The organism is Paraperlucidibaca sp., assembly GCF_982810325.1.
The window spans coordinates 9,314-34,137 of record NZ_CEYEMI010000020.1; the positions used below are offsets into that span (position 1 = coordinate 9,314).

The 24,824-nt window shown below is 53.9% G+C and carries 19 protein-coding genes; 14 read left to right on the forward strand and 5 right to left on the reverse strand.

Features of this window, described 5'->3' with window-relative positions:
* The first annotated feature begins 11 nt into the window (after nt 1-11).
* From recC to AC3DKE_RS08025, 6 genes are all read left to right on the forward strand, one after another.
* Entirely contained in the window at nt 12-3,542 is a 3,531-nt protein-coding gene (recC, locus tag AC3DKE_RS08000) for an exodeoxyribonuclease V subunit gamma (RefSeq protein WP_487990381.1), read from the forward strand.
* On the forward strand, nt 3,539-7,510 hold the full coding sequence (gene recB, locus AC3DKE_RS08005; RefSeq protein WP_487990382.1) for an exodeoxyribonuclease V subunit beta: 3,972 nt from the start codon (nt 3,539-3,541) through the stop codon (nt 7,508-7,510). The genes recC and recB overlap by 4 nt, the downstream gene beginning before the upstream one ends.
* Nucleotides 7,507-9,423 carry an exodeoxyribonuclease V subunit alpha gene (gene recD / locus AC3DKE_RS08010; RefSeq protein ID WP_487990384.1) on the forward strand — a complete coding sequence of 639 codons (1,917 nt, stop codon included), beginning with the start codon at nt 7,507-7,509 and terminating at the stop codon, nt 9,421-9,423. The genes recB and recD overlap by 4 nt, the downstream gene beginning before the upstream one ends.
* Before the next feature lie 115 nt (nt 9,424-9,538).
* The gene (locus AC3DKE_RS08015) at nt 9,539-11,158 is read left to right on the forward strand and encodes a hypothetical protein (RefSeq protein ID WP_484217038.1); all 1,620 of its coding nucleotides are present in this window, start codon (nt 9,539-9,541) and stop codon (nt 11,156-11,158) included.
* Nucleotides 11,159-11,229: 71 nt separating this feature from the next.
* A complete protein-coding gene (locus AC3DKE_RS08020; protein ID WP_340676277.1) occupies nt 11,230-12,900 on the forward strand; it encodes a hypothetical protein in 1,671 nt (556 codons plus the stop codon).
* Between the two features lie 26 nt (nt 12,901-12,926).
* Complete coding sequence (locus AC3DKE_RS08025) at nt 12,927-14,300, forward strand: WS/DGAT/MGAT family O-acyltransferase (protein ID WP_340676278.1); 1,374 nt, start codon at nt 12,927-12,929, stop codon at nt 14,298-14,300.
* Here AC3DKE_RS08025 and AC3DKE_RS08030 read toward each other — a convergent pair.
* Nucleotides 14,203-16,203, reverse strand: coding sequence for a DEAD/DEAH box helicase (locus AC3DKE_RS08030; RefSeq protein ID WP_487990386.1), 2,001 nt, complete (start codon nt 16,201-16,203; stop codon nt 14,203-14,205). The genes AC3DKE_RS08025 and AC3DKE_RS08030 overlap by 98 nt on opposite strands.
* A 450-nt stretch (nt 16,204-16,653) precedes the next feature.
* Here AC3DKE_RS08030 and AC3DKE_RS08035 point away from each other — a divergent pair, with 450 nt between their 5' ends.
* The 3 genes from AC3DKE_RS08035 (at nt 16,654) to AC3DKE_RS08045 (ending at nt 18,536) form a co-directional block, all read left to right on the forward strand.
* Entirely contained in the window at nt 16,654-17,427 is a 774-nt protein-coding gene (locus tag AC3DKE_RS08035; protein WP_340676280.1) for an SDR family NAD(P)-dependent oxidoreductase, read from the forward strand.
* 89 nt (nt 17,428-17,516) lie between these two features.
* A complete protein-coding gene (locus AC3DKE_RS08040; RefSeq protein WP_379072058.1) occupies nt 17,517-17,885 on the forward strand; it encodes a DoxX family protein in 369 nt (122 codons plus the stop codon).
* Nucleotides 17,886-17,903: 18 nt separating this feature from the next.
* Nucleotides 17,904-18,536 (forward strand): TetR/AcrR family transcriptional regulator, encoded by a 633-nt coding sequence (locus AC3DKE_RS08045; protein WP_340676282.1) that lies wholly within the window; start codon nt 17,904-17,906, stop codon nt 18,534-18,536.
* Here AC3DKE_RS08045 and AC3DKE_RS08050 read toward each other — a convergent pair.
* Nucleotides 18,475-18,771, reverse strand: a complete 297-nt coding sequence (locus AC3DKE_RS08050; RefSeq protein WP_379068166.1) for a GIY-YIG nuclease family protein — start codon at nt 18,769-18,771, stop codon at nt 18,475-18,477. The genes AC3DKE_RS08045 and AC3DKE_RS08050 overlap by 62 nt on opposite strands.
* On the reverse strand, nt 18,772-19,314 hold the full coding sequence (locus tag AC3DKE_RS08055) for a lysozyme inhibitor LprI family protein (protein WP_340676283.1): 543 nt from the start codon (nt 19,312-19,314) through the stop codon (nt 18,772-18,774).
* Between the two features lie 79 nt (nt 19,315-19,393).
* Here AC3DKE_RS08055 and AC3DKE_RS08060 point away from each other — a divergent pair, with 79 nt between their 5' ends.
* The 3 genes from AC3DKE_RS08060 to AC3DKE_RS08070 are packed head-to-tail and all read left to right on the forward strand — an operon-like array spanning nt 19,394 to nt 21,321.
* Nucleotides 19,394-20,179 carry an SDR family oxidoreductase gene (locus AC3DKE_RS08060; RefSeq protein WP_487990388.1) on the forward strand — a complete coding sequence of 262 codons (786 nt, stop codon included), beginning with the start codon at nt 19,394-19,396 and terminating at the stop codon, nt 20,177-20,179.
* Nucleotides 20,180-20,181: 2 nt separating this feature from the next.
* Nucleotides 20,182-20,967, forward strand: coding sequence for a dienelactone hydrolase family protein (locus tag AC3DKE_RS08065; protein WP_487990390.1), 786 nt, complete (start codon nt 20,182-20,184; stop codon nt 20,965-20,967).
* Nucleotides 20,968-20,970: 3 nt separating this feature from the next.
* Entirely contained in the window at nt 20,971-21,321 is a 351-nt protein-coding gene (locus AC3DKE_RS08070; RefSeq protein ID WP_340676286.1) for a CDGSH iron-sulfur domain-containing protein, read from the forward strand.
* Between the two features lie 19 nt (nt 21,322-21,340).
* On the opposite strand, the gene AC3DKE_RS08075 is transcribed toward AC3DKE_RS08070, so the two are convergent.
* A complete protein-coding gene (locus tag AC3DKE_RS08075; protein WP_487990392.1) occupies nt 21,341-21,994 on the reverse strand; it encodes a thiopurine S-methyltransferase in 654 nt (217 codons plus the stop codon).
* A gap of 198 nt (nt 21,995-22,192) precedes the next feature.
* Here AC3DKE_RS08075 and AC3DKE_RS08080 point away from each other — a divergent pair, with 198 nt between their 5' ends.
* Entirely contained in the window at nt 22,193-22,699 is a 507-nt protein-coding gene (locus AC3DKE_RS08080) for a protein tyrosine phosphatase family protein (protein WP_487990394.1), read from the forward strand.
* 42 nt (nt 22,700-22,741) lie between these two features.
* On the opposite strand, the gene AC3DKE_RS08085 is transcribed toward AC3DKE_RS08080, so the two are convergent.
* Nucleotides 22,742-23,794 (reverse strand): helix-turn-helix transcriptional regulator, encoded by a 1,053-nt coding sequence (locus AC3DKE_RS08085; RefSeq protein ID WP_487990396.1) that lies wholly within the window; start codon nt 23,792-23,794, stop codon nt 22,742-22,744.
* A gap of 193 nt (nt 23,795-23,987) precedes the next feature.
* Between AC3DKE_RS08085 and AC3DKE_RS08090 the strand changes: the two genes are divergently transcribed.
* Nucleotides 23,988-24,695 carry a hypothetical protein gene (locus tag AC3DKE_RS08090; protein ID WP_487990398.1) on the forward strand — a complete coding sequence of 236 codons (708 nt, stop codon included), beginning with the start codon at nt 23,988-23,990 and terminating at the stop codon, nt 24,693-24,695.
* Nucleotides 24,696-24,824 lie beyond the last annotated feature (129 nt).

Sequence of the window (24,824 nt, forward strand, 5' to 3'; positions counted from 1 at the left end):
GGAAGTGATCCATGAGTTCAGCTATCGCGCCCGGTTTTATGGTGCTGCACAGTCATCGCCTCGAAAATCTGCGCGATGTCGTGTTGGCTTGGGTTCATGCCTATCCTATTGGCCCGATGGCGCAAGAGCGCGTGCTGGTGCAAAGCAATGGCATGGCGCAATGGCTGAAGGCGGCGATGGCCGCCGAGCCCGATGCTGATGTGCCAGGCCTAGGTATTTGTGCTGGTGTGCAAACCGACTTTGCCGCGCGATTTTTCTGGCAAATGTATCGTGTGGTGCTAGGTGCCGATGCTGTGCCCAAACATTCGCCATTCGATAAATCATCGCTGCGTTGGCGGCTGTTGCGCCTGCTGCCTGAGCTCGTTGAGCGCGAATATTTCGAGCCGCTAAAACGCTATTTGCACGATGATAGTGATGGCCAAAAGCGCTGGCAGCTCGCCTGCCAATTGGCCGATTTATACGATCAGTATCAAGTCTATCGCGGCGACTGGCTGATGGATTGGCGTGCTGGCCACGATCAACTTCGTCTACGCGCCGAGTCGCCACACGATGCCCGCGAACTCGCCGAGCATCAGCGCTGGCAAGCCGAACTCTGGCGCTTACTCAATGAGGAAATGAGCTTGGCTGATGATGGCCATCGCGCCGCCGTGCATGAGCGATTTATTCAGGCGCTCGCCGGCGATGCGCGCCCAGTCGGTCTGCCCGAGCGCATTATTGTGTGGGGTTTCTCAACGCTGCCAACGCACTACTTGGATGCCCTCGCGGCTTTAGCGCGGCATTGCCAAGTGGTGCTCACCGTGCTCAATCCTTGCCAGTATTATTGGGCCGACTTGCTTAAACCGTCGACACGCGGGCGTCATGTGCGCAAAGCCAGCTTGCCGCTTGAGCTAGCAACGCATGAAGTCGCGCAGCACGCCAACCCCTTGCTACTGGCGTGGGGGCAACAGGGTCGCGACTATGTTGGCCTGCTTGAGCAGTTTGATCAGCCCGAAAACTACCGACCTCTAGTGGCAGCGATTGGCCAGCGCATCGATATTTTTGACGAGACGCCGGCGGACACGTTGCTCACGCAAATTCAACAGCAGGTGTTGAATTTAACACCGCTGCCTGAGGCACCGGAGCAGCGCTTAGCATTAGTGCCGAATGACGCATCACTGTGCTTTCAAACTGCGCATAGCCGCCTGCGCGAAGTTGAGGCGTTGAAAGACTACTTGCTAGATTTGCTCGACACGCATCGTCATGACCCTGTGCCATTACGACCTCAAGATATTGCCGTGATGGTGCCCGATATTCGCGATTATGCGGCGCTGATTGAGGCCACGTTTAGCACGTCGGCGAGCTCAACTACTGCACCGTCATCTGAGCGGCAATCGCCAAACTTGCCTTACACCTTGCTAGATCGCCCAAGCAGTAGCACCGAACCCATGCTCACCGCTTTAGCGTGGCTGATGCGCCTGCCGGAATCGCGTTGCACGGCGACTGAAATTTGGGACTTGCTCGATGTGCCTGCGGTGCGTCGCCGCTTTGCTTTAAAGGCCAATGACATTGCTGAATTGCGTGATGATTTGGATCGCGCTGGCGCTCGTTGGGGCCTCGATAGCCGTCATCGCGAAACCTGGGGCGTGCCGGCAAACTTAGCGCAAAATACGTGGCAGTTTGCTCTTGATCGCTTACTCCTAGGCTTTGCCAGTGGCGAGCAGGCCGGTCAGCCACAAGCCTTCGACTCACTCATGCCTAGTGGCCGTCGTGGTGCCACTGAAGCTCAGCGTTTAGGCCCGATGACGCGATTACTCACCCAGCTCAGCTCATGGTCTGAAGCGCTCTTGGTAGCACGTCAGGGCAGCGACTGGGTCGTACTTTGCCAGCAGTTATTGGCCGATTTTTTTGATTGCCAAGACGATGGTGAAAAGCTGCTGATGCAACGTGTGCAAAATGCGCTAGAGGCATGGCAGCAGGAGATGCAAATCAGCTCGGTCGATGGCGCTGAGCTGCCTTTGGCGCTACCGCTAGCCGTCGTGCGTGAAGCTTGGTTGGCTCGCCTCGATGAGGCCAGCATGAGCCAACGCTTCCTCACCGGCAATGTCCATGTCGCCACCTTGATGCCGATGCGCGCGATCCCATTTCGTGTGGTCTGTTTACTTGGCTTAAATGACAATGAGTTTCCACGCCGCCATGCGCCGAATGATTTCGATTTACTGCATGCGCCGAAGCTGTCACGGCCTGGCGATCGCTCCCGCAGTGCCGATGATCGCTATCTATTTCTCGAGGCCATATTGTCGGCACGCAGCCATGTTTTGATTAGCTGGGTCGGTCGTAGTGCACGCTCAAATGCCGATAAACCCTCATCACTTTTAGTCGCGCAGCTGCGTGATTACCTCTATCGCGGCTGGCAATTTAGCGATGCATCGCTGTCGGCTATTACCACCGAGCATGCTTTGCAGCCATTTAGCCCGCGCTACTTTCAAGGTCAGCAGGCAGCGAGCTTTGCCGCGATGTGGCGTGCCGCCAACGACTATTTAGCGCCTAGCGAACAGCAGCCCATTGCCATCGCTGCCGATGAGCTTGGCGCGCGTTTGCCATTGAGCGAGTTGATGTATTTTTACCGCTCACCGGCGCGCTATTTTTACCGCCAACGCTTAGGCGTGGTGTTTGCCGAAGATGATGTCATTAGCCCCGATCATGAGCCGTTTGAGGTCGATCATTTGGTGCGGCATCAGTCGGTCGAAGCTTTGTTGCGATCGGTGCAGCAGGATCAGCCTGAGCAGGCCTTGGCGACTGCCGTTGCCGAGCGGGTCGGGCGTGGCGAATGGCCATTGGCAGGTTTTTCTGAGCCGGCGCAAGCGCAGTTAAATGCGACGGCAGAAGATATTGAACTGCTAAGTGGGGACTGGCTAAGCCAGCGCGCGTTGGCACCGATAGCGGCGGCTTATACGCAGCACTTAGCTGATGGCAGTGAATTTGAGATCTATGCCGATATGCATGGCGTACGCGAAAATAGTGCTGGCCAACAGATATTGTGGGTGCCTTCGGCAAGCAAATTATTGAATGACAACGGTGGCGTAAAGCGCTGGGAAAAGCTCTGGCCAATATGGCTACAGCAACTATTGCTCACGCTATCTGGGCATCCGGTCGCGGTATCAGTGCTATGCCCATTGGGCGTGATTCATTGGGCGCCGGTGGAGCTGGCCGACGCGCAGATTTATTGGCGCGAAATCGTGCAGGCATGGCGTGATGGTCAGGATCATGCGCTGGCATTTGATGTTGGCGTGGCGACGGCGTATCTGACAAAGCCAACAGCGAGAAATAAAGATAAAGACCAAACGCTGGCGTGTGAACTGGCCGCGCGCGAGGCTTATCAAGGCAGCGAGTTTGGCGACAGTAATTTTGCGCCAATCACCAAGCCGCCCATGGCCATGTTGTGGCCAGATTACGCCGCGCTATCGGCATCCAATGAGCTTGCGCTTTATCGCGACAGCCTGGTGTCAGCGATGATCTATCACATCGAGCCTGAGCGCCGCGAATGGGTGGAGTCATCACTATGAGCACATCAAACTCACCGGTGGCGGCGCAATACCAAACGCTAGACTCTTTAGCACTGCCATTACGCGGCATGCAGCTGATTGAAGCTAGCGCCGGCACTGGCAAAACCTTCACCATCGCCATGCTGTATTTGCGCTTGGTATTGGGCCATGACTCGAGTAAAGGCGATCGTCGTGGCCGCAGTTATAGCCCCGCTGAACTGTTGGTTTTAACGTTTACCGATGCCGCCGCTGGCGAGTTGCGCGATCGTATTCGTGCGCGTTTAAGCGAGGCGGCATTGGCGTTTAGTCTGGGTCATAGCCATGACCCGGCGCTGCAAAACCTCATCGCTGATTATGATGATTGCGACCACGCCATTGCCGCGCAACGCTTGCGAGATGCCGAACAAACGCTGGATGAGGCCGAGATTGGCACCATCCACGCCTGGTGTTTGCGCGTTTTACAGCAGCACGCTTTCGATAGCGGCAGTCTGTTTCAGCAGCGCCTGCGCACCGACATGGATAGCTTGCGCGTGCAGGTTGTGCGCGATGTGTGGCGGCAGTGGTTTTATGGTCAGCCGCCGCTATTGCTGGCTTGTATCAGCCGCTCGTGGTCGACGCCTGATGCGCTTGATCAGCAGCTCAGAGGCTTGCTTGAAACTCCACAAGCGCAGCTACGTTTTGGCAGCGTGATGGCTAGTGGCGAGTCGTGGCAGCAGCTGCGTGATCGCTATTTGCCGATGCTTGAGCAGCGCGCTCAGGCGGCACAAGCACTGTGGCAGGCATGGCAGGCTGATGGCGCTAATGTGATTGCATTGCTGCAGGATGCTTGGGCGAACAAAGACATTAGCGGCGGTACGTTTAAGGAGAAGTCCATTGCGAAGCTTGCTGATGAGATGCGCAATTGGCGAGGGCAGGGCGAGCTTGATCGAAAAGCTAAGGCCTGTGACTACTTCATCCCGGTGGCGGATTGTGATGGTCGTAACAAGCTAGAAGAAAAAACTGCTAAAGGAAAAGTCACGCCAACACACCCGCTAATTGATCAGCTCAAGGCTTTTTTAAGCGATCAGGCAGCGCATGAAAAAATCCACGATTCGCTAAAAATAAATTTACTCGCGGCCATGCGCGATGAGGTCAGCCAGCAGCTCGACCAGCGCATGCGCCAGCAAGCCGAACTCAGCTTTAACGACGTACTCACGCGCCTGCATGATGCGCTTGCGCTACCGCATGGCGCGGCTTTAGTGGCGACATTGCGCCAGCGTTTTCCCGTGGCATTGATCGATGAGTTTCAAGATACCGACCCTGTGCAATTTGGTATTTTTCAGCGCATTTATGGCGATGCTTTTAAGGCTGCACAGGCTGCAGCTGCGGAAGCATCGCCAAGCGCCTCATCAGAAGAGCTTGCACTCATCCTAATCGGCGATCCCAAACAAGCCATTTATAGTTTCCGTGGCGCCGATCTGCCCACCTATTTCGATGCACGTGCGCAAGCCAGCTTGCCCATCCACACGCTCACCACCAACTACCGCACCGATGCCAATGTCATTGATGGCGTAAACACGCTGTATGCGCTGGCCTCGGCTCGCGAGGGCGGGGCATTCGCACAAAGCGGTAGCAGTGAGCTTGCATATATAGAGGCCATTGCCCATCAGCAACAGGCGCGCTTAAAGGTGCGGACGAGTACGTCAGATGCTTGGCAAGATATCGATGGTGTGCAGCTCGATTACCTTACGTCAGAGAAGGAGGCTTATAGCTCAGGCGAAGCGCGCGAGGTCTTGGCAAAGGCGGCGGCAGAGCGTATCGCGCAATGGTTGAGCGCCAGTGATGCTGGGCTGATGGCCATTGTCACCAACGCTGGCGAGCGTGCGCTAAGCCCCGGCGATATTGCCGTGTTGGTGCGCAAAGGCATGGAAGCCAAAGCCATGCGCCAAGCTTTAGCAGCAGTTGGCGTGCCCTGCGTTTATGGCTCTGATCGCGATAGTGTTTTTGATAGCGATGAGGCCGGTGTCGTGCAGAACTGGCTTGAGGCGTTGGCGAACCCTAGCGATGAGCGCCGTCTGCGTTTGGCATTGGCTACTGCTCCGCTGGGCCTGAGTTGGGCTGAGCTATTGGCGCGCCGCAACGACGAAGCCTTGTGGGAGCAGGATATCGATCGCGTGCATCGCATTGCGGCCTTATGGCGCAGTCATGGCGTGTTGGCGGCGCTGCGGCGTTGGCTATTTGAATATCAGGTGCCGGCGCGATTACTGCATCCAGACTGCGTTAATGGTGAGCGCGCGCTAACCAATATTTTGCATCTCACCGAGCTCTTGCAGCAGGCCGCGGATGCCTTGCACGGTGAGCAGGCGGTGATCCGCTATTTGGCTGAGCATCGCAGTGCACAAGGTGGTTCCGCTGGCGACGAAGCCTTGGTGCGACTGGAGAGCGATGAGCGTCGCGTGCGCATTAGCACGGTGCATCAATCGAAAGGCTTGGAATATCCGCTGGTGTGCTTGCCGTTCACGGCGATGCCGAGCTTTGCGCCGAAAGCTGCTGCTACGCGTTACCACAGCGGTCGTGAGCTTATTTTTGATTTCGCGCCTAATGACGCCAGCCAAGAGATGGCCGCGCATGAGCAGCTCGAAGAGGAGTTGCGTTTATTTTATGTCGCGGTGACACGGCCTAAGCACTTGCTCTGGATGGCGTTGGCGCCAATCAAACATGGTCATGCCAATGGCGTTGCCAACAACACGGCATGGCAGTGGTTGTTCGCAGGCAATGAAGCCTTAGCGCCCGATGTCTTGGCGCAAGGTATTTGCGATTTAGCAGCGCTCGATGGTATTAGCCTGAGCGGCGAGGGTGCCACAGAGTCTATTTGGCAGCCGCCGAAAGAATCGATCAGCTTATTGCCGGCGCGCGATTTTGCCGCTCTGCGCCAACCATTTTGGCAAATTTCGAGCTATAGCCGTCTGCGTTTTCAAGAGGCCGCGCAGACCCCAGCAGAAGCGAATTACTTAGACTCGCCGCCGCAAGAAGAGAGTCAAACAGGTGAGCATTCACAAAAGAGCGATCAAAATAATGAGCAGCCACTCGCTGAGTTGTCGCCTGTTGATACAGCAGTGTCCGGCGAAAATATAGCCGCTAAAATTGCTCCTAATACAGACACGCCACCTAAAACTGACAAGATGCCGCGCGGCCCCGACGTCGGCACCTTCTGGCACAGTCTGCTAGAGCTAGCCGCAGAGCAGCACTTTGCCAGCACAGAGACCAACCTCCTCGAACTCGATGGCTTTTTGCAGCGGCAATGCCAGGCGCATGGCTGGCAACACGCCGAAGTGCATTGGCAGCAAGAATTGCGGCGTTGGCTACAAGTGCCCATGCGCACATCGCTTGCCGTGCTCGATGCACGCTCGCAAGCCGCCGCGGCGCCATTAGTAAATATCGGCCTAGCGCAGCTCGAAGCGTTTGTCGTGGAGATGGAGTTTTGGTTCACCAGCCACAACGTTTCTACCGATCGTCTAGATGCGCTCGTGTGTGCCCACACCTTGTCGGCACGGCCGCGCCCACGCGCCGAAAGCAATCAGATTCATGGCTTGTTCAAAGGCTTTATCGACTTGGTTTTTGTTCATGAGGGCCGCTATTTTGTCGCCGACTATAAGTCGAACTATCTTGGCGATGAGCCCGATAGTTACCTGCCCGAGCGTATTGCCGCCGATATCGCCAAGCATCGCTACGACATGCAATACAGCTTGTATTTGCTGGCGCTGCATCGGCATTTACGTGCGCGCTTAGCCAACTACGATCCTGAGCAACATTTGGGCGGCGCAGTGTATTTGTATTTGCGAGGATGGGATGGCGAAGGTCGCGGCGTGCATATTGAGCGTCCAGATTTTGCGCTAATTGAGGCTTTAGATAGGCTTTTTGCCGGCACTGGAACAGCTGCCGACCACGCTACGCAGGCCGCCGCAAAACCAAAAACGGCCGCGCAGCAGGCACAAGGAACAGCGCCATGACTCAGCAGACTTTAGACTTCAGCGCTGCAAGCTCAGAGCCCCCAGAAATTGAGAGCGAGCCAAACTCATCTCAAGCAGAAAGCCCAAACGCCATCACCTCCGAGCAATGGCAGGCTTGTGTCGACGAACATTGGCTCAGCGAGCTCGATGTCGCCATGGCGCAATGGCTAGTCCGCCACACATCCAATGCTCCTGAAGTCTTGGTTTGGCTCACCGCCTTGTTAACGCGGCAAAGCGGCCAAGGCCATGTCCGCCTTGAATTAGCTGATTTGCAAAATAATCCAGCACGCTACGGCCTTGATGCGCCTGTCGCCGCGCAAGCGAAGCGTTGCCTCGCTGCTTATTCGAGCGCTGCCCTACAACAGCTATTAAGCCAGTCCAGCGCTGTGGCACGGGCTGTCAAAAGCCCTCAACCGCTAGTGCTCGATGCTGGCGCGCTGTATTGGCAGCGTGCGTGGCGCGAAGAATGCGATGTCGCTGCACGGCTCAATGAGCGCCTCGCCACACAAATATCGACCGACCAAGTGGCGCTTGAGCAACTCATCGATAGCCTGTTCACCGCCGATGCCAGTAGCCAAGATCAACGCGCTGCCTGCCGCCTAGCCGCACAGCGTGCACTAAGTGTGATTACTGGCGGCCCGGGCACCGGCAAAACCACGACGGTGGTGCGCGTGTTGGCCATTTTGCAGAGCCTTGCCGAGCGAGCAGGCCTACCACCGCTGCGCATTGCGTTGGCCGCGCCCACTGGCAAGGCGGCGGCGCGCTTGAGCGAATCCATTGCTAGTCAAGTTGCGCAGTTGCCGCTTAGCGAATCGGTCATCAAGCACATTCCCACCGAGGTCAGCACCGTGCATAGGCTGCTCGGCGTCATGTCGCAAGACAATGGCCAGCGCTATCGCCATCACGCCACTAACCCGCTCGCGCTCGATGTCTTAGTGGTCGACGAAGCCTCGATGCTAGACCTGAGCCTAATGGCGGCGCTGATGGAGGCCCTGCCAGCGCAGGCGCGCATCATCCTGCTCGGCGATAAAGATCAGCTGGCTTCCGTTGAAGCAGGCGCTGTATTGGCCGACCTATGCTGCGCTGCTGATCATGCCAATGTCAGCGATGTCACAGCTACAAACAACACGACCGCAGAACCATCTCCAGCGCATGTCGCGCAGCTCAAGCAAAGCTTTCGATTCGATGCTCAGCGCGGCATTGGCAAGCTAGCTCACGCCGTACGTACTGGCGCTGCAACCATTGCACCAAATAACGATGACTACGCGCCAGAGGTTCGTCGCATCGATACGCTCAACACCTTATTCGCCGGCTACGACGATTATTGGTCCAGCGTGCAGACCGGTGAGTCGGCTGAGATCATCCTGAAAAAGTTCGATAGCTTTCGCCTACTGTGCGCGCTCAGAGAAGGCAGCCATGGCGTAATCGCGGTCAATCAAGCCTGTGAGCGCTATCTGCGCAAAGCTGAAAAAATTGCGCCGTTCGACAAGCCCAGCCCATGGTATGTCGGTCGCCCCGTGATGATTACGCGTAATGACTACGGCCTACGCCTGATGAACGGCGATATCGGCATTTGCCTACAGTCGCCTGAAACCGGCGAATTACGCGTGGCCTTTTGGGATGGCAGTGAGCAAAAAATACGCTGGTTGCTGCCGTCGCGCTTGCCTAGCTCAGAGACCGTTTTTGCCATGACAGTGCACAAGTCACAGGGCTCTGAATTTACTAAAGTCGCCGTGGTGCTGCCCACAACATTTAGTCCAGTGCTGAGTCGCGAACTTATTTATACCGCGTTAACGCGTGCACGTAATGCAGTGGAGTTATGTATCCCTAATGCGCAGGTTTGGCGTTTGGCGGTAGCGGCGAAAGCGCAGCGCTTCTCTGGGCTGCAGCAGCGCTTACTGCTGAATTTGTAAATTACACAGAGGTAACAATAAGTATTGGAAACGCTACAGTTTTAACAAGTAGTCGACTGTCTAGTTAGTTATCGCAGCCTACAGTGTTCTCACTGATTAAGGTGCGAGCCAGACTATGAATAAGTCAAATAAAGGTATGTTTACTGTCCTAGCGTTATCTGCTGCATTAGCTGCTTGCGGTGGCGGTGGCGGTGGTGGTGGCGGTGCGAGCACAACTACCTCTGACCCGAGTTCAACAACGCCTATTGTTGTGTCGCCCCCTAGTTCTGGCCAGCGCCAAGTGTCGGCCGACTGCAGTTTCACGCAAAAAATTGGTGCCGCACGTAACGATAATCTTCGGATCAGCAGAGTCAGTTGGTTGCAGTCAGTTCAGCTAGATAGCAATGATATTGAGAGCCGTTTAGCGGGCGCTAAAGCGGTAAAAATGCGCATCGATGTGCTAGCCAACAACTCGCCATTGGCACCAGTGATACGTAGTGTGAAAGTTTATAACGCAGCCACATCAGGCTGTGTATCGATACCGGTGAACGCTCCAAGTCGAGTGCCCAGTAGTGTTAATGAGCATAGTCTAACAACGGCTTTTACGGCCGACATTCCCGCAGAGTTAGTACAGCCAGGCATGAGCGTGTCGCTTTGGCTTGATGACAATGTTGGGCGTAGCGAAAGTGAGGCAGACGCAACGTATCGTGTTTTGCAACCCCGAGTTGCCCCTACTATTACGGAAACTATTCGTATTATTCCTATACGACTGTCCGGAATAACCGGTGGGGTTAGTAGTGCGGAGGATATCGCCAGTTTAATTGAGCGTATGTATCCAGTAAGCCAAGTCAATGTTGTGTATGCGCCTGTCTTGGATGTAGGTGGCTTGCTGTCAAGCGTCCTCAATCTCGTTGGTAGCTTGCTGTATGGCTCTATTGGTCAAATGCAAAACTTGCTCGACACGCTTGATGATCGTTGTGCGGAGTTAAATGGCAGTCAATGGAGTGCACGGACAGCGCCAAAATGCATTGGTGTACTTCCTAGTAATTTGATTTTTTCTGCTGACGGCGGTGCTGGCCAAGTGGTTGGCCTTGCCTATGTTGGTGGTACGACAATGTTGGCTAGATCTGTCACGGCAGTAGACAATTTCTCAGTGAGCAGTCCTTATCAGTCTAGTCATTGGATCAATTTTAATGCCATGACATTGGCACATGAATTTGGCCATGTAATGGATCTTGATCATGCCGCATGTGGCGGAGCAACAGGCTTAGATCCACGTCTATATAATGATGGCGGCTTAGCGGGCGGCGCCGGTTATGACGCTGTTCGTGGCTCATATTTTTCCAGTATCGGCACGACTGAGTTCGCTGATGTAATGTCATATTGCGGTAAGGAGTGGATGTCGGATCGTGGCTATTTGGCGGCCATGGCTTATCGTGCGGGCAGTGCAAATATTGCCGCTCGTAGCATCAATGAACCCAGCCAATGGTTAAAAATCTCCTTAGGGGCATCGGGTTGGAAAGTGCGTCGTAGCAGCTTTGCTCCTAACACCTTAGTGCCTAGCACGCTGACCTTGCGTGTCAGTAGTGAAAAAGGTCAGGAGGCGTTGGCACTAAGCTCAGCAGTAGTCTCTGAGCATCATGAAACTGGAAACTATGGCCCATTCTTCATCAACTTAGGCGATCGAGATGTGTCGGCATTGAGCCTAGAGTCTAGCAACGTGCAGTTAGCAAGCTGGTCAGCAGATGTGCTGTGAGCAATAGTTAAACGATAAATTAGCTTATGAGGTATCCTGTTTGAAGAATAATAATTCAAGCGAGATATCTCATGCGCAGCCATCAACTCAGCCTAATTTGCCTTTGCCTCCTATCGTTAGCAGCATGCGGCGGTGGTGGCAGTAGCGATAGAGTAGCTGATACCGAGTTAATATCGTCCTTTCCCGGCAACCCCTCATCTACGAATCAATCCCCGTCAAATCCAACGCAAATTCGTTCAGGTGAGTGTCGAGTTAGTCAAACTATTGCTGAGGCGCGCAATGATAATTTGCGCATCGACTCCGTGCGCTATTTGCAGGTAGTTGAGCAAGATGCAACGAACAGCAATGCATTATTGGTTAGTAATAAACCGCTGAGACTACGAGTCGATATATTAGCCAATGCGGGCACGCTGGCGCCAACTAGCCGCACTGCTCACGTATATAGCCCTAGCACTCGTACCTGCCAAACTTTCCTGCTTAACGGCCCTAACGAGCTGCCAAGTCAAGTCGATAACACGCGCTTAGATAAAGCCTTTATCGTAGATTTACCGGCATCGCTCGTGCAGTCCGGCCTGACAATCACTGTTGCTGTAGATGACAACCAAGGCCGAAGTAGCGCTGAGGCTGCTCGAACCATTCGCGTGATGAGGCCAGATGTAGCTATTGGTGTAGATGAAACAATTCGCATCATCCCGCTGAGATATAAAGAACAAGTGGGTTATGCCACGCCGAGTGCAATTAAATCGATTATCGAGCGTACGGCGGGCATTTCTTCCGTGCGAGTGATTACGGAAAATGAGATCTCGCCAGAGGCATTCACAGACAATAATGGCTTTTTAATCTTTTCAGGCACGCCAGGTGAATTTAACTCCACGCAGTTAGGTCGTGCACTTGATGAGGTTGATGCCGAATGTGATCGGCTGAATGGTCCTCAAACCAGCGCTCGTTCATCGCCAAAATGTCTGGGCGTATTTCCTGACAATGTAAGATTTTCCAGTAGCAGCTTAGGTGGCTCCGGTGAAATTGTCGGTGTTGCCTATGTGGGTGGCAAAAGTATGATGGCGCAGTCGGTTAGTGCCAGCGATGATCCAAGCATTAGCTCTCCTTATGCAGCATTACATTGGCTGAACTTTAGAGCCGTTACTGTCGCGCATGAATATGGCCATTTACTAAACCTTAATCACGCCGCCTGCGGTACTAGTGGCAGCAGGGATGGCAAAAGTTATGGTGATGGCCGTATTGGCAGCAATGGTGCTGGCTACGATAGTGCCCGTGACTTCTACTTTAGCGCTAGCCAGCGTAACTCTGCAGGAGCACTTCAGTTTGGCGATTTAATGTCGTACTGCCAAAAAGAGTGGCCGTCTGACTTGGGCTATCGCGCTGGTGCAGTTTATCGTTCGGCTGGCGCATCAAGTCGCCAAGTGGGTGCACGCGAAACCGCTAGCAAGCGTTGGCTAAAAATAACCGGTTTCGATGGGCAGTGGGCAGTGCGAGCTGTATACACCGCGCCTTCTAGCATGGAGGCAACAGCTATGCAGCTGCGTATGAGCGCTGCCGATGGCCAGCATGAGCTTGCTCTGCAGCGACCACTCATAGCTGATATGCCACTAGTCAGTGCCAACGGTCCGTATTATGTTGAGTTGCCGGCCAGCGCGATTGGAGTCTTACCTGCTATTTCATGGCAGCTCTTAGGTAGCGCGGGCCAGCTCATTACTTCCGGCCTAGGTGAATTACTTAATTAGTTTTAATTTTTTGATGGATGGCGCACATGAAAGCTTTATCACCAGCAGATCAGTTATTTTTGTGGATGGAAAAACGCCAGCAACCTATGCATGTTGCTGGCTTGCAACTGTTTGATTTTCCAGAAGATGCTGGTCCGCGCTACATTCGGGACTTAGTCGAGCATTTGCGCAGCTTTACCGAGCCAGCATCGCCGTTTAATAAGCGTTTAGTGACGCGATTTGGTCAGTACTTCTGGGAAACCGATAAACAATTCGACCTAGAACATCATTTTCGTCATCGCGCGCTACCCAAACCTGGGCGCATTCGTGAACTGTTGTCATATGTGTCAGCTGCACATAGCAACTTGATGGACCGTGAGCGGCCACTTTGGGAAGTGCACTTAATTGAGGGCGTCCAAGGTCGACGTTTCGCACTTTACACCAAGGTGCATCACTCTTTATTCGACGGCATCGCCGCCATGCGTATGGGCTCACGAGCCTTAAGCGAAGATTGCGATATGCGTGATTTGCCACCTATTTGGGCCATGGAACCACGCAAAAAAGCGCCTGGTTTATTACGCAACCCAGTGGAAATGGCCACAGGTATGGCACGCTTTACAGCGACCATGAGCAAGCAGCTAGCCACAATGCCGGCAGTATTAGGTGAGATAGCGAAAGTCTCGCGCAAGTCCACGCGCGATCCCAATTTCGTGTCATTTTTCCAAGCACCACCGAGCATCATCAATAGCAAAATTACTGGCAGCCGTCGTTTCGCCGCACAAAGTTGGCCTATGGCACGCTTCAAGGCCGTGGCCAGCACTTTTGGTTGCACGCTCAATGATGTGGTGTTGGCGGTCTGCGGCAGTGCGCTGCGCAATTATTTGATCAGCCAGCAAGCCTTACCCAATAAGCCTTTGGTTGCTATGGTGCCGGTGTCTTTGCGTCGTGATGATAGTACTGAGGGTAACCAAATCGCGATGATTCTAGCGAATTTAGGTACAGAAGTTGCCGATCCGACGCTGCGTTTAGAGCGCGTGATGGCATCAGTGAAAGAGTCGAAGAATCGTTATAAACAGATGAGTCCAGCAGAGATTCTGAACTATACCGCGCTGATGATGGCGCCGGCGGGCATCAATTTAGCCACCGGGCTGGCCTCTGGCCTGCGCGCGTTTAACGTGATTATTTCCAATGTGCCGGGGCCGAAACAGCCACTGTATTGGAATGGTGCGCGCCTGACCGGCCAGTATCCAGTATCTATACCGGTCGATCAGGTGGCACTAAACATCACTCTAACGAGCTATGTAGACTCGTTAGAGTTCGGTCTTACTGCTTGTCGTCGAACCCTGCCGTCGATGCAGCGCCTACTCGACTATCTCGAGAACGGATTACACGAACTTGAGGTTGCGGGCGGCTTGCGTTAGCGCCATCGGCTGGGCTGTCGTTGTAGCTGCGGCGTGGTGCATCTGAGGCCGAGCGGGCGCGGAAATCACCACCGGCTGGACGACGCTCACCACCGCGGCTGAATGCCGGACGGTCAGTACGCAGTGCTTTGCGATCAAATGCTGAGCGTTCGTGCGTGGCTACACCGGCGCGGTTGCCGATTGACTCGGCATCACCACCTTCGCGGCGCGGAGCGCCACCTGCTGGAGCAGCAGCACGGTCGCGGTAACCACCACGGTCAGTGCGCGGACGATCATTGCTATAGGCTGGACGGTCAGCACGTGGCGCAAAACCTTCGCCGCTGCGAGCTGGACGATCGTTGCTGTAAGCAGGACGGTCATTGTTGTAGGCCGGACGATCGCCACGTGGACGGTCGTTAGCGCGAGGCGCAAAACCTTCACCGCTACGAGCAGGACGGTCATTGCTATAAGCAGGACGGCCTTGGCCATAGGCTGGGCGATCATTGCTGAAGCTAGGACGGTCATTGCTACGAGCTGGACGATCGTTGCTGTAGGCAGGACGGTCGTTGTTATAGGCCGGACGATCGCCACGTGGACGGTCGTTAGCGCGAGGCGCGAAACCTTCACCGCTACGAGCTGGACGATCGTTGCTATAAGCAGGACGGTCATTGCTAGAGCCACGATTAAAATCACGACCGCCACCGCCGCCATCACGACGAGGTGCACCGCGACCGGCTGGACGACCAGCGCCGCTGCCACCGTTGTCACGATATTTCGGAGCTGGACGTGGTTCCATGCCAGGAATAGTCATTTCAGGAATGGCGTTGCCTGTGTAGGCGGCCAAACGCTGAAGCTTGCCGCGGTCACGACGGTTAACCAAGCTAATGGCTGTGCCTGAGCGACCGGCGCGGCCAGTACGGCCGATACGGTGCACATAATCTTCTAAGACCATGGGTAGGTCGAAGTTGAACACGTGGGTGATGCCAACAACGTCAATACCGCGAGCGGCGACATCGGTGGCAACCAAGCAGCGAACGCCGCCATCTTTAAGCGCGCGCAGCGTGCGGTTACGTGCAGGCTGTTTCATGTCGCCATGCAAAGCAGCGGCCTGAATGCCAAAGTTGGCAAGTTCAATTGACAGCTCTTCAGAATCGCGGCGAGTCGCAGTAAACACGACTGATTGATTTACAGATGGGTCGGCTAGCAGCTTCAACAGAATGGCTTTTTTGTGCGCCATGTCATCGCAGAAATACAGCGATTGCTCGATGTTTTCGTGCTTAGCAGTTTGCGAGCTGATTTGTAGACGTTCTGGGTCGCGCATAACGCGAGCGGCTAGCGTGGCAATGCGATTTTCCAGTGTTGCGGAAAACAGCAAGGTTTGACGTTCAGCTGGCGCTTGTTCAGCGATCAGTTCGACATCATCGATAAAGCCTAAGTCGAGCATGCGATCGGCTTCGTCTAACACTAAGACTTCAACGCGATCGAGCGTGATGGTGCCGCGATTCATCAGATCAAGTAGGCGACCTGGTGTAGCAACCATGACATCAACAGGGCGCTGTAATTGGCGCGCTTGTTGTTGGTAGTTCATGCCGCCCAAGATGCTGGCAGTACGAATACGCAGACGAGCACCGTATACACGGGCAGCGCTTTCGACTTGGCGAGCCAATTCACGTGTTGGTGTTAACACCAAAATACGTGGGCCTTTACCTGGGCCGCCTGGAGTTTTAGTGATGCGATGCAGAGCGGGCAGAATAAATGCCGCAGTCTTGCCTGTGCCGGTTTGGGCAGAGGCCATCAGATCTTTGCCTTCTAGGGCGATGGGAATAGCCTGTGCTTGCACAGGAGTGGGTTCGGTATAACCGGCTTCATTCAGCGCGGCCAATAGCGCATCATGCAGCTTTAAAGCAGCAAAAGTTAGGGACACTTCAATTTATCCTCGCGGGTAGCCCGCGGTATTATGTGGACGGCAGCGGTCCGGCGAGAATCGGCGGAGGCTGGCTATATGTCGTTACCAACCAGACCGGGACGGCTGCGAGCCAGGGAAGTGACCCCGAAACAGCACGAAAAGAGGCAGGTACGAGCAACCGCTACTGCGGCGGCGCAAATGATACGCAGCTTTATGCATTAAAGCCAGTGTTGTTTTGAATTTCTTCGGTGTGAACGAGGCTTCGTCAAGATAAATGGGCGTCAGAGGCTCTAAAAACCCGATAAGCGGTAATCATAGCGTGTGATTTTATAGGTACAATTGTACCAGTTGCGTAGTGCTGATGCGTTTAGTCGCTATTCTCGTTGCTTTAGCGGTTAGTCGTCATGAGTGAAACAAAACTAAGGTAACTTCAAGGTATTGCGTTATATCCATTCAGGGAGAGTGAAAATGGCAACAGCATTAATTACCGGCGCGTCCAATGGCATCGGCTTAGAACTAGCGCGTCGTTTGGCAGCTGATGGCACAGATTTAATTTTGGTTGCTCGTAGCGTCGATAAACTGCAGGCCATTGCTACCGAACTGAGTGATCGCCATGGCATCAAAGCCGGCGTGATTGGCCAAGATCTTGGCTATGAAGGTGCAGCAGATGAGCTGATGCAAAAGCTCGGTGATCAGCGTGTCGACATGCTGATTAACAACGCCGGTTTTGGTGAGTTTGGCACTTTTATTGATGCTGATATAAAGCGCATAAACCAAATGGTGCAGCTCAATGTCGCGGCATTGACCTCCTTGGCACACGCCATGGGGCGTCGCATGGTGGCGCAGGGCGGCGGCCAAATTCTTAACGTCGCTTCTGTTGCTGGCTTTATGCCTGGCCCTGGCGCTGCCGTGTACTACGCTTCAAAGGCTTATGTTTTAAGTTTTTCAGATGCGCTTAATTATGAGCTGAAAGGTCATAATGTGCAGGTGACTACGCTCTGCCCAGGCCCAACCGATACTGGTTTTGCTACCGCAGCCAATGCAGTTGGTTCGGCCGCCTTTCGTTGGCCTATGCTGTCGTCGCTTGAGAGCTTGGCAGATTATGCCTATGCCTCCTTGAAAGCTAAGCGTGGTGTCTCAGTGCATCGACTATTAACCAAAATTCTCGCGTTCTCTGTGCGTTTGGCGCCGCGATTTTTAGTTAATATCATCTCCGCGCACAGTATTGGCTTTAAGCGCTAGACTTAGCGCCTGCGTCACATTTGGAGTTAGCTATGTTTTCGTGGTCACACACTATCGCCGATCGTGTAGCGTACTTAACTGAAAAACCCATGTTCAATAGCGTTTTAGCTGTTATGGCTAGAGCGCTAATGGCCTTTATTTTCATTAGTGCTGGCTATAGCAAGATTGAAGGATTTTCTGGCACTGAAGCATATATGGCAGCTATGGGTGTTAATCCGAGCTTTTTGCCAGCGGTTATTGCCTTAGAGCTGGGTGGTGGTTTAGCACTGCTATTTGGCTGGCAAACACGACTGACCGCTGCCGGTTTGGCAGGATTTTGTGTCATTTCAGGCCTGCTTTTTCACGGCAATGGTGAGCAGGCGAATCAAATTTTGTTGATGAAAAACTTGGCCATGGCCGGCGGTTTGTTAGCATTTGTACGTACCGGCGCTGGTGCTCCTGCGCTAGACCGTCACTGATTTTTGCTGGAGAAAAGCATGGAAGTTAGCGCCCTGCGGCACCGTCGACCTGCGCAGTTGCGCACGCAAGAGCGCGTGGCAAGAGCCATTGCTGCTGCAGAAGTACTGCTGATAGAGCGTGGACCGGAAGAGGTCTCTATTCCCGATGTTGCAGAGGCTTCTGGTGTTCCTCGCGCGAGCCTGTATCAGTTTTTTGCCAATAAATATCAGCTTTTCAATGCTATCGCTGAGCAGCATTTATGCCAAGTTTTGGAGCTTGTGCAGAGTGCAGCACCTAGTTTTGCTGGTATGCACTGGCGAGAAGCGGCGCCTATTTTAATTCGTGCAACATCCGTGTATTACAATCAAAACCCAGTGGCAGGCATTTTAATTTTAGGCGGCCCAACGAGCCGCGAATCGTATCTTGCGCAAGAGGTGACTATTGAAAGTATTGGCTCGGAAATGCGAGCAATTTTCAAAACACTAGAGCCTGCGATCAATATTCCCGAAGAGCCCGATAGCGCCACCATGTTGGTCGAAATTGCCTTTGCAATCATGAAGTTTGGCTATTATCGAGACGGTGAAATCAGCGAAGCAATCATGGAGCAGGCTATCCATGCATGTGTGGGTTATTTGCTTCAGACTCTGCCTGATGAGTTGGCGGCCAGCTAAGCGCTAAAGCACGCTTAGCCTCAGGCGTGAGCTGCTTAATCTGATATTCCAACTTCAACGCATCACTACGTGAGGCACATTCAAGCTCGCCTAATATGGCTATAGGTGGGTACGCTTGCGTAAACTTCGCGCCAGACTTTTGCATATGCTGTTTAAATCTTCTCACCACATCGGTGCTAATGCCGGTGTACAAGCGATCGCCCGCACACTGCAAAACATAGACTGACCACGTCATTTACTGCGCCGGCTTTTGCATCTGCGCAGTTAGCGTATCAATGCGCCCATGGGTGATGGAGATATAGGTTTCGCTGGCATTGTAGCTGGCTAATGAGCCTTCGCCATTGGTTAAGCGCGCGGTCGCGGTGCGTTCTGTGCGCAGTTGAAGCCACGCTTGCTGCTCTTGCAGCGCCTGTTGGCCAAGTGATGGGTCAAGGCTGGCCAAGTAGTCGATAAATACTAGATATAGCTTGGTGTCATACAATGCAGCCAAGTTTGCCATGCTGTAATTCAGCTCTTGCTGAGGATGCTCTTCACTCAGCCAAGTCTCGAGCTGATCTATCGCCTGATCAACATCGGGACGCCAATCGCTGATTAAACCTTTGGCTGGCGGCGTTGCAGGTTTAGCTGCTTTCGTTGGTTTTTGGACAATGATCTCAGGCGCTGCATCTGCAGTAGCAGTTACTTCTTTCGCTGGATGAGGTGTTTGCGCGGCCATAAAAAATGCCGTTACAGCGGCAAGTGCTAGCGGTGGAGCAAATAGTTTAGTCAACCAACTCATAGCGATTCCTGCGGGCATGGCGCGCGCTTCCCAGTTGTGCGTAAGATAGCCCAAACCTAAAACCCATGCGAGGTGTGCAGTGAAACCAGCCGAATTGTTTTCTTTGAGCGGCCAAACGGCTTTAGTTACTGGCGGCTCGCGTGGCCTTGGCTTACAAATGGCTGAAGCCTTGGGTGAGGCGGGTGCGACTGTGCTGATTACGGCACGTAAGGCCGATGAGCTTGCCAATGCTAAAGCGCATCTGACCGCGCTGGGTATTAGTGTGCATACGGTCGCCGCCGACGCGAGTAACCCTGAGCATATTGCCCACCTAGCTGCTGAGGCTCAGCGCTTGATGGGTGGCGTTGATGTTTTGGTCAATAACGCCGGCGCGAGCTGGGGTGCGCCAGCGGAAACGCATCCATTGGAGGCGTGGGATAAAGTCATGAACCTCAATGTGCGTGGCTACTTTTTACTCGCGCAGGCTGTGGCCAATGCCTCGATGATTCCTCGCAAACGCGGCCGTATTATTAACTTGGCATCAATTGCCGGTCTCGGTGGTAATCCGGCATGGATGCAAACCATTGCCTATAACACTAGCAAAGGAGCTGTGGTTAACTTCACGCGCGCACTGGCCTGCGAGTGGGGTCATCACGGCATCACGGTGAACGCCATCGCGCCTGGATTTTTCCCGAGCAAGATGTCGCAAGTGCTAATGGACACGGTTGGCGTCGATAGCATCGCGAAAACCACGCCGCTACAGCGCGTTGGTGGCGATGATGATTTGAAGGGCGCCACGCTGCTGTTTGCCAGTGCCGCTGGGCGTCATATTACGGGCCAGATTTTACCAGTCGATGGCGGCGTTAGCGCCTTAATCGGCGGCTGATCATGAGCACACATATCGATGGCTTCCGCACCGAGCGCCTACATTTTCACGGCGTATCGCGTGAGGTTTTTTGTCGCGGTACAGGCCCTGCAGTGGTGGTGTTAAGTGAAATCCCGGGCATTACGCCGCAAGTAGCGACTTTCGCTGAGCGTGTCGCCGACGCAGGTTTTAGCGTGTTTATGCCGCAACTGTTTGGCGAACCGATGAAGCCGCTGACCTATCCTTATGCCGCTGAGTCTCTAGCGAAAATTTGTATCAGCCGCGAATTTCGTGTGCTCTCGGCGAATAAATCTAGCCCTGTTGTGGACTGGTTGCGTGCTTTAGCGCGTTATGCCCATGAGCAGTGTGGCGGTCCTGGTGTCGGCGTGGTTGGCATGTGCCTAACCGGCAACTTTGGCTTGGCCATGATGCTCGATGCGCCGGTGATTGCGCCGGTGTTGTCGCAACCATCTTTGCCCGTGGGTGCGACTAAAGCGCAGCGCAGTGGTTTGCATGCATCGCGGGATGAGATTGCTGCTGCACATGACAAAATTAACAACCACGGCGCGCGCATTTTGGGCTTACGCTTCAAGCAAGATTTTCTTTGTAGAGGCGAGCGTTTTGAGCGTCTACGTGATGAATTTGGGCCAGCGTTTGAGTGCCGCGAAATCGATGCCTGCCATGCCAACCCTAATGCCGGCACACCAGCCCACAGCGTGCTCACCACACATTTAATCGATGAGGTTGGCGAGCCGACACGAGCGGCACTGGATCGCACTTTGGCCTTTTTAGCTGAGCAGTTGCGCTAGCTCATGCTTTGGCCATGGCAGCGTTGGCGCAATAGTCGCCAGCAAGCACTTGAGGCGCGCTTAAAATCGGCAGTCGTGCAGCTCACAAAAGCTGAGTTAGTCATCGCCAAAGGCCCACGCGTGGCCTGCATTTGGCCAGATGTCATAGCTCTGTCGCCAAGCCAGCGTTACGCCTGGTGTCGCTGCGGGCTATCGGCCAATGGCGTGTGGTGTGATGGCAGTCATGGCTCGGGCGAGGGGCCATTGCGCTTTAGCCCGAAGCGCGCGCAGCACTATTGGCTCTGCACTTGCAAACAAACGCGGACACCACCGTATTGTGATGCCAGTCATCACCGCCTAGTGCCGCCAAGCTGAGGCATTGTTCGCTTGACACCTAGCGTCGAGTTAACCGCCACACCGACTCTTGCAATGACGTGAGGCCACGCGCCTGCATGCCGGGGTGCTCAGCCAAAATATCTTGAAAAGATAAGCGCTCGATATGCCAGTTCGCAGCGAACAAGCTCTGAATCTCATCAGCAGAAATAGGGAACGGCGGCCCCGACATCTCCGCGCTATCGTATTCAAAGGTGATGACTAGGCCACTGGCATTGGGCGCTAAGACGCGCTCCAACTGCGCCACATAGGCCTCGCGCATGCTGGGCGGCAAGGCCACCAATGCGGCGCGATCATAAAAGCCAGTGCACTGAATTTGCTCTGGCGTGAGAGTGAAAAAATCACCTTGCCATAGGCTCAAGCCGGATTGTGCGTAGAGTGTGTGCTCGCCGGCTTCAGTCGGCGACAACTCCAACGCGTTTTCTTGCGCAAATGCTTCAATGGCCAGCGCAGACAACTCACTGCCAACGACTTCAGTGCCTTGCTGGCATAGCCAAATCATATCCACTGATTTTCCGCAAAGTGGCACAAACACGTGCTGGCGGGCAGTGTCGTTGAGCTGATGAAAATGCGCGGCGAGCTGTGGATGCACTTGCTCGCGGTGAAAGCCGATTTCCTGTTTACGCCAGCGCTCATGCCAAAATTCAGCGTCCATTATTACCTTCCTATTTTAATATTTAATGCTAGTTGGTAAAGCTTACGCGTTGGCGCAAGGTTAACGCGCCGCTATGGTAGACGCTAATAGAGCGAGGTCGCGTGTCAACGAGCCGGACTGCAATGCGTGGATAAAAGTTAACGCCATTTATAACGCCAGCTTTTATCGACTGGCCTGCAAGCACATAATGGAGTCGCTATGAGTTATCGCAAAGCGTTACACACCGTGGGTTGGATGGTGAGTTTTGGTATGGCCTCAGCCATTGCCGTGGCTAGTTCATTGCCGGCGGGCTATCACGCTGTCAGTGAAACATTGACGGTGTCGGGCTATGTGCATTCGCAGGCGCAGATCGATGCGCTCAAGGCCGACGGCGTGCAGGTGGTTATCAGCTTATTGCCCGATGGTGAGCAGACCGTGCTCGATGAGCGTGCGGCGGTGGAAAAGGCCGGCCTGAGTTATGTGTCGATTCCGGTGGCGAGCGCTGTGGATTTAACTGAAGCCAATGTGTTGGCGCTAGACAGAGCCTTAGCCGAGCATGCCGATGAAAAAGTGCTGGTGCATTGCGCTAGTGGCAATCGTGTCGGTGCATTGCTGGCGCTACGGGCAAACTGGTTGCATGGCGCCAGCGCCGAGGAGGCTATTGTCATTGGCCAAGAGGCTGGGATGACACGCCTTGAAGCGCCAGTGCGCAAGTTGCTGCGCTAGTACTTGCGGGGTGAGCTTTCGTCATGATCGTGTCGTAGCTCGCTAGCTTATGCCGCGCAAAAATTGACTCGGCGTTTGCCCTGTCCAGCGCTTAAAGGCACGCACAAAATTGGCCTGATCGCTATAACCCAGTGCCAAAGCAATATCAGCAAGCGAGTCGCGCTGAAGACGCAATTGTTCTAGCGCAGCTTTATGGCGAAGCTCATCGAGCAGTGCTTTAAATTGCAGGCCGTGTTGCGCGAGGCGGCGGTGCAGCGTGCGCGGCGTGATGTGCAGTGCCGCGGCAATAACTTCTTGGGCATTACTCGATGCCATCTCGCGCTCTAGTAAATTCAATACTTTAGCTATGAAATCAGTTTGTGGCAGTGTGCTTTGATCGGCATAGCGTTGTGCCTGTTGCAGTTCATCGCGGCAGCGGGAGGCGGCCAAGGCGGCCAGCTGTGGGTCTGACTGCGGCAAGCGTGCAGAGAGCCAGCTTGAGGGGAAGGTGACCTCGGTCGTTGAGCATTGAAAGTGCAGATTTGCGGCAAACATCTGTTTGAGAATACGGTGCTGTGACTGCTCCTCTATGGCCAAGTTGAGCTGAACCTGGTCGAGCTGCAATCGGCCTAAGAGCTTGGTGCCAATGCTAAAAAAGCAGGCCATCATGACCTCGACAATATACCGATAGCAGTCACCCATCGCGCCATTATCATCGATGCGAATGCTGGCACTGCTACCGCTTTCATGGAAACTAAACGAAATAATTTGTGAGCGCACCTCAGCAAAGTCATGCGCGAGCCGTAGTGCGTCGCCCAAAGTTGGGCTGGCCTGTAAGGCATAACCTAAAAAGCCGTGATTGCTCAGCTGCATGCTCAGGCCAAACTCTAGCGACAGAGTCGGCGACGGGTCTAGTGTATGCAAATTGCGCATGAGCTCGAGTAGCGTAGAGAGCGCTATCGGCTGTTCAGGATGCTCGCGCAGACTCGCCTCATTAAGCCCGGTGTGTGCGAGCAGTACCTCGGCGCTGAGGCCACGCGGCGCCATAAAATCGATCAAAAATACTAGGTACTGGCCGACGACAGCGATAGCGTTGTGCGGCGGTGTGGCAAGCATAAGACGTCTGCTAATGACAAAAAGTTGTCTGAACATACCCTGTTGTTAAGTGCGAACTCAAGTCACAGTCTGCAGTGTCTCATTAAGTAGCGAGACAAAATCAGAAGCTCAGAATAATACGGGCTTGCTGCTTGCTACCTTGATGTCTGCCTCGGTCGCTTAGCCTGGAAAAATCTTCAAATAGGAATCTACAATGGCTGAATTGAGCTTGCCTTATGTTTGTTTGCCATTGTCGGCAGAAATCCCCGAACGCACGCGACGCATTGATGCCGCGCTGAGCGCAGGCGTACGTGAGTCACAAGCCAAGCCCGCCGCGGAAACCATGGCCTTAGCCATTAATGCGCTGGTGGATCAATTCCTCTCGCAGCTATTGCGTGATTTATACACGGCATATCCAACGCATAAAAACTATAAGACGGCGCTGAGTATCATTGATGATATTCAAGAAAAAGTTTTGCACTACCTGCAATGGCTCACGCGCTTTCTCTCTAATGAGCGCATGGCCGTGGTGGTAAAAAACTATCTAGAGATGATGCGGCACTTAAGCGCCAGCCGCCCCGAGCAAGCCTATTTGGCGGTCGGCTTAGCGCCAGAATTGGCAGCTCGCGGCCGTAAAACAATCAATGCTCTTCGCTCGGGTGAGTCCACCGATGTCGCCGCCGGCATTGAGGTTTTGATAGACATCATCGACGCTGTCTTGGTCGACTTTGTCTATGAGCCAAAGCGCCTGATGCGCTTCAACTTGGTAGTGAATAAAGGCCTAGACGGTGCCATTTATATGATAAAAGGGTTGGCATTTCGCCAACTTCGCACGCTCGGCGAGATGATTCCACCTGAGCATGTCTCGGTGTTTTTAGATCACCTAGAGCATCATTTTTTCGATTTACACCCCGTGCAATAGTCTTGAGATTATGACAATGATAAGAATAATAACTGCTGTATTAGCTCTCGCTGTCGCGACTTCAGCTTATGCGCTACCACCGCCCACCGACGAGCAGGCGTTAGCACTGAAAGCGATGAAAGATCGCGT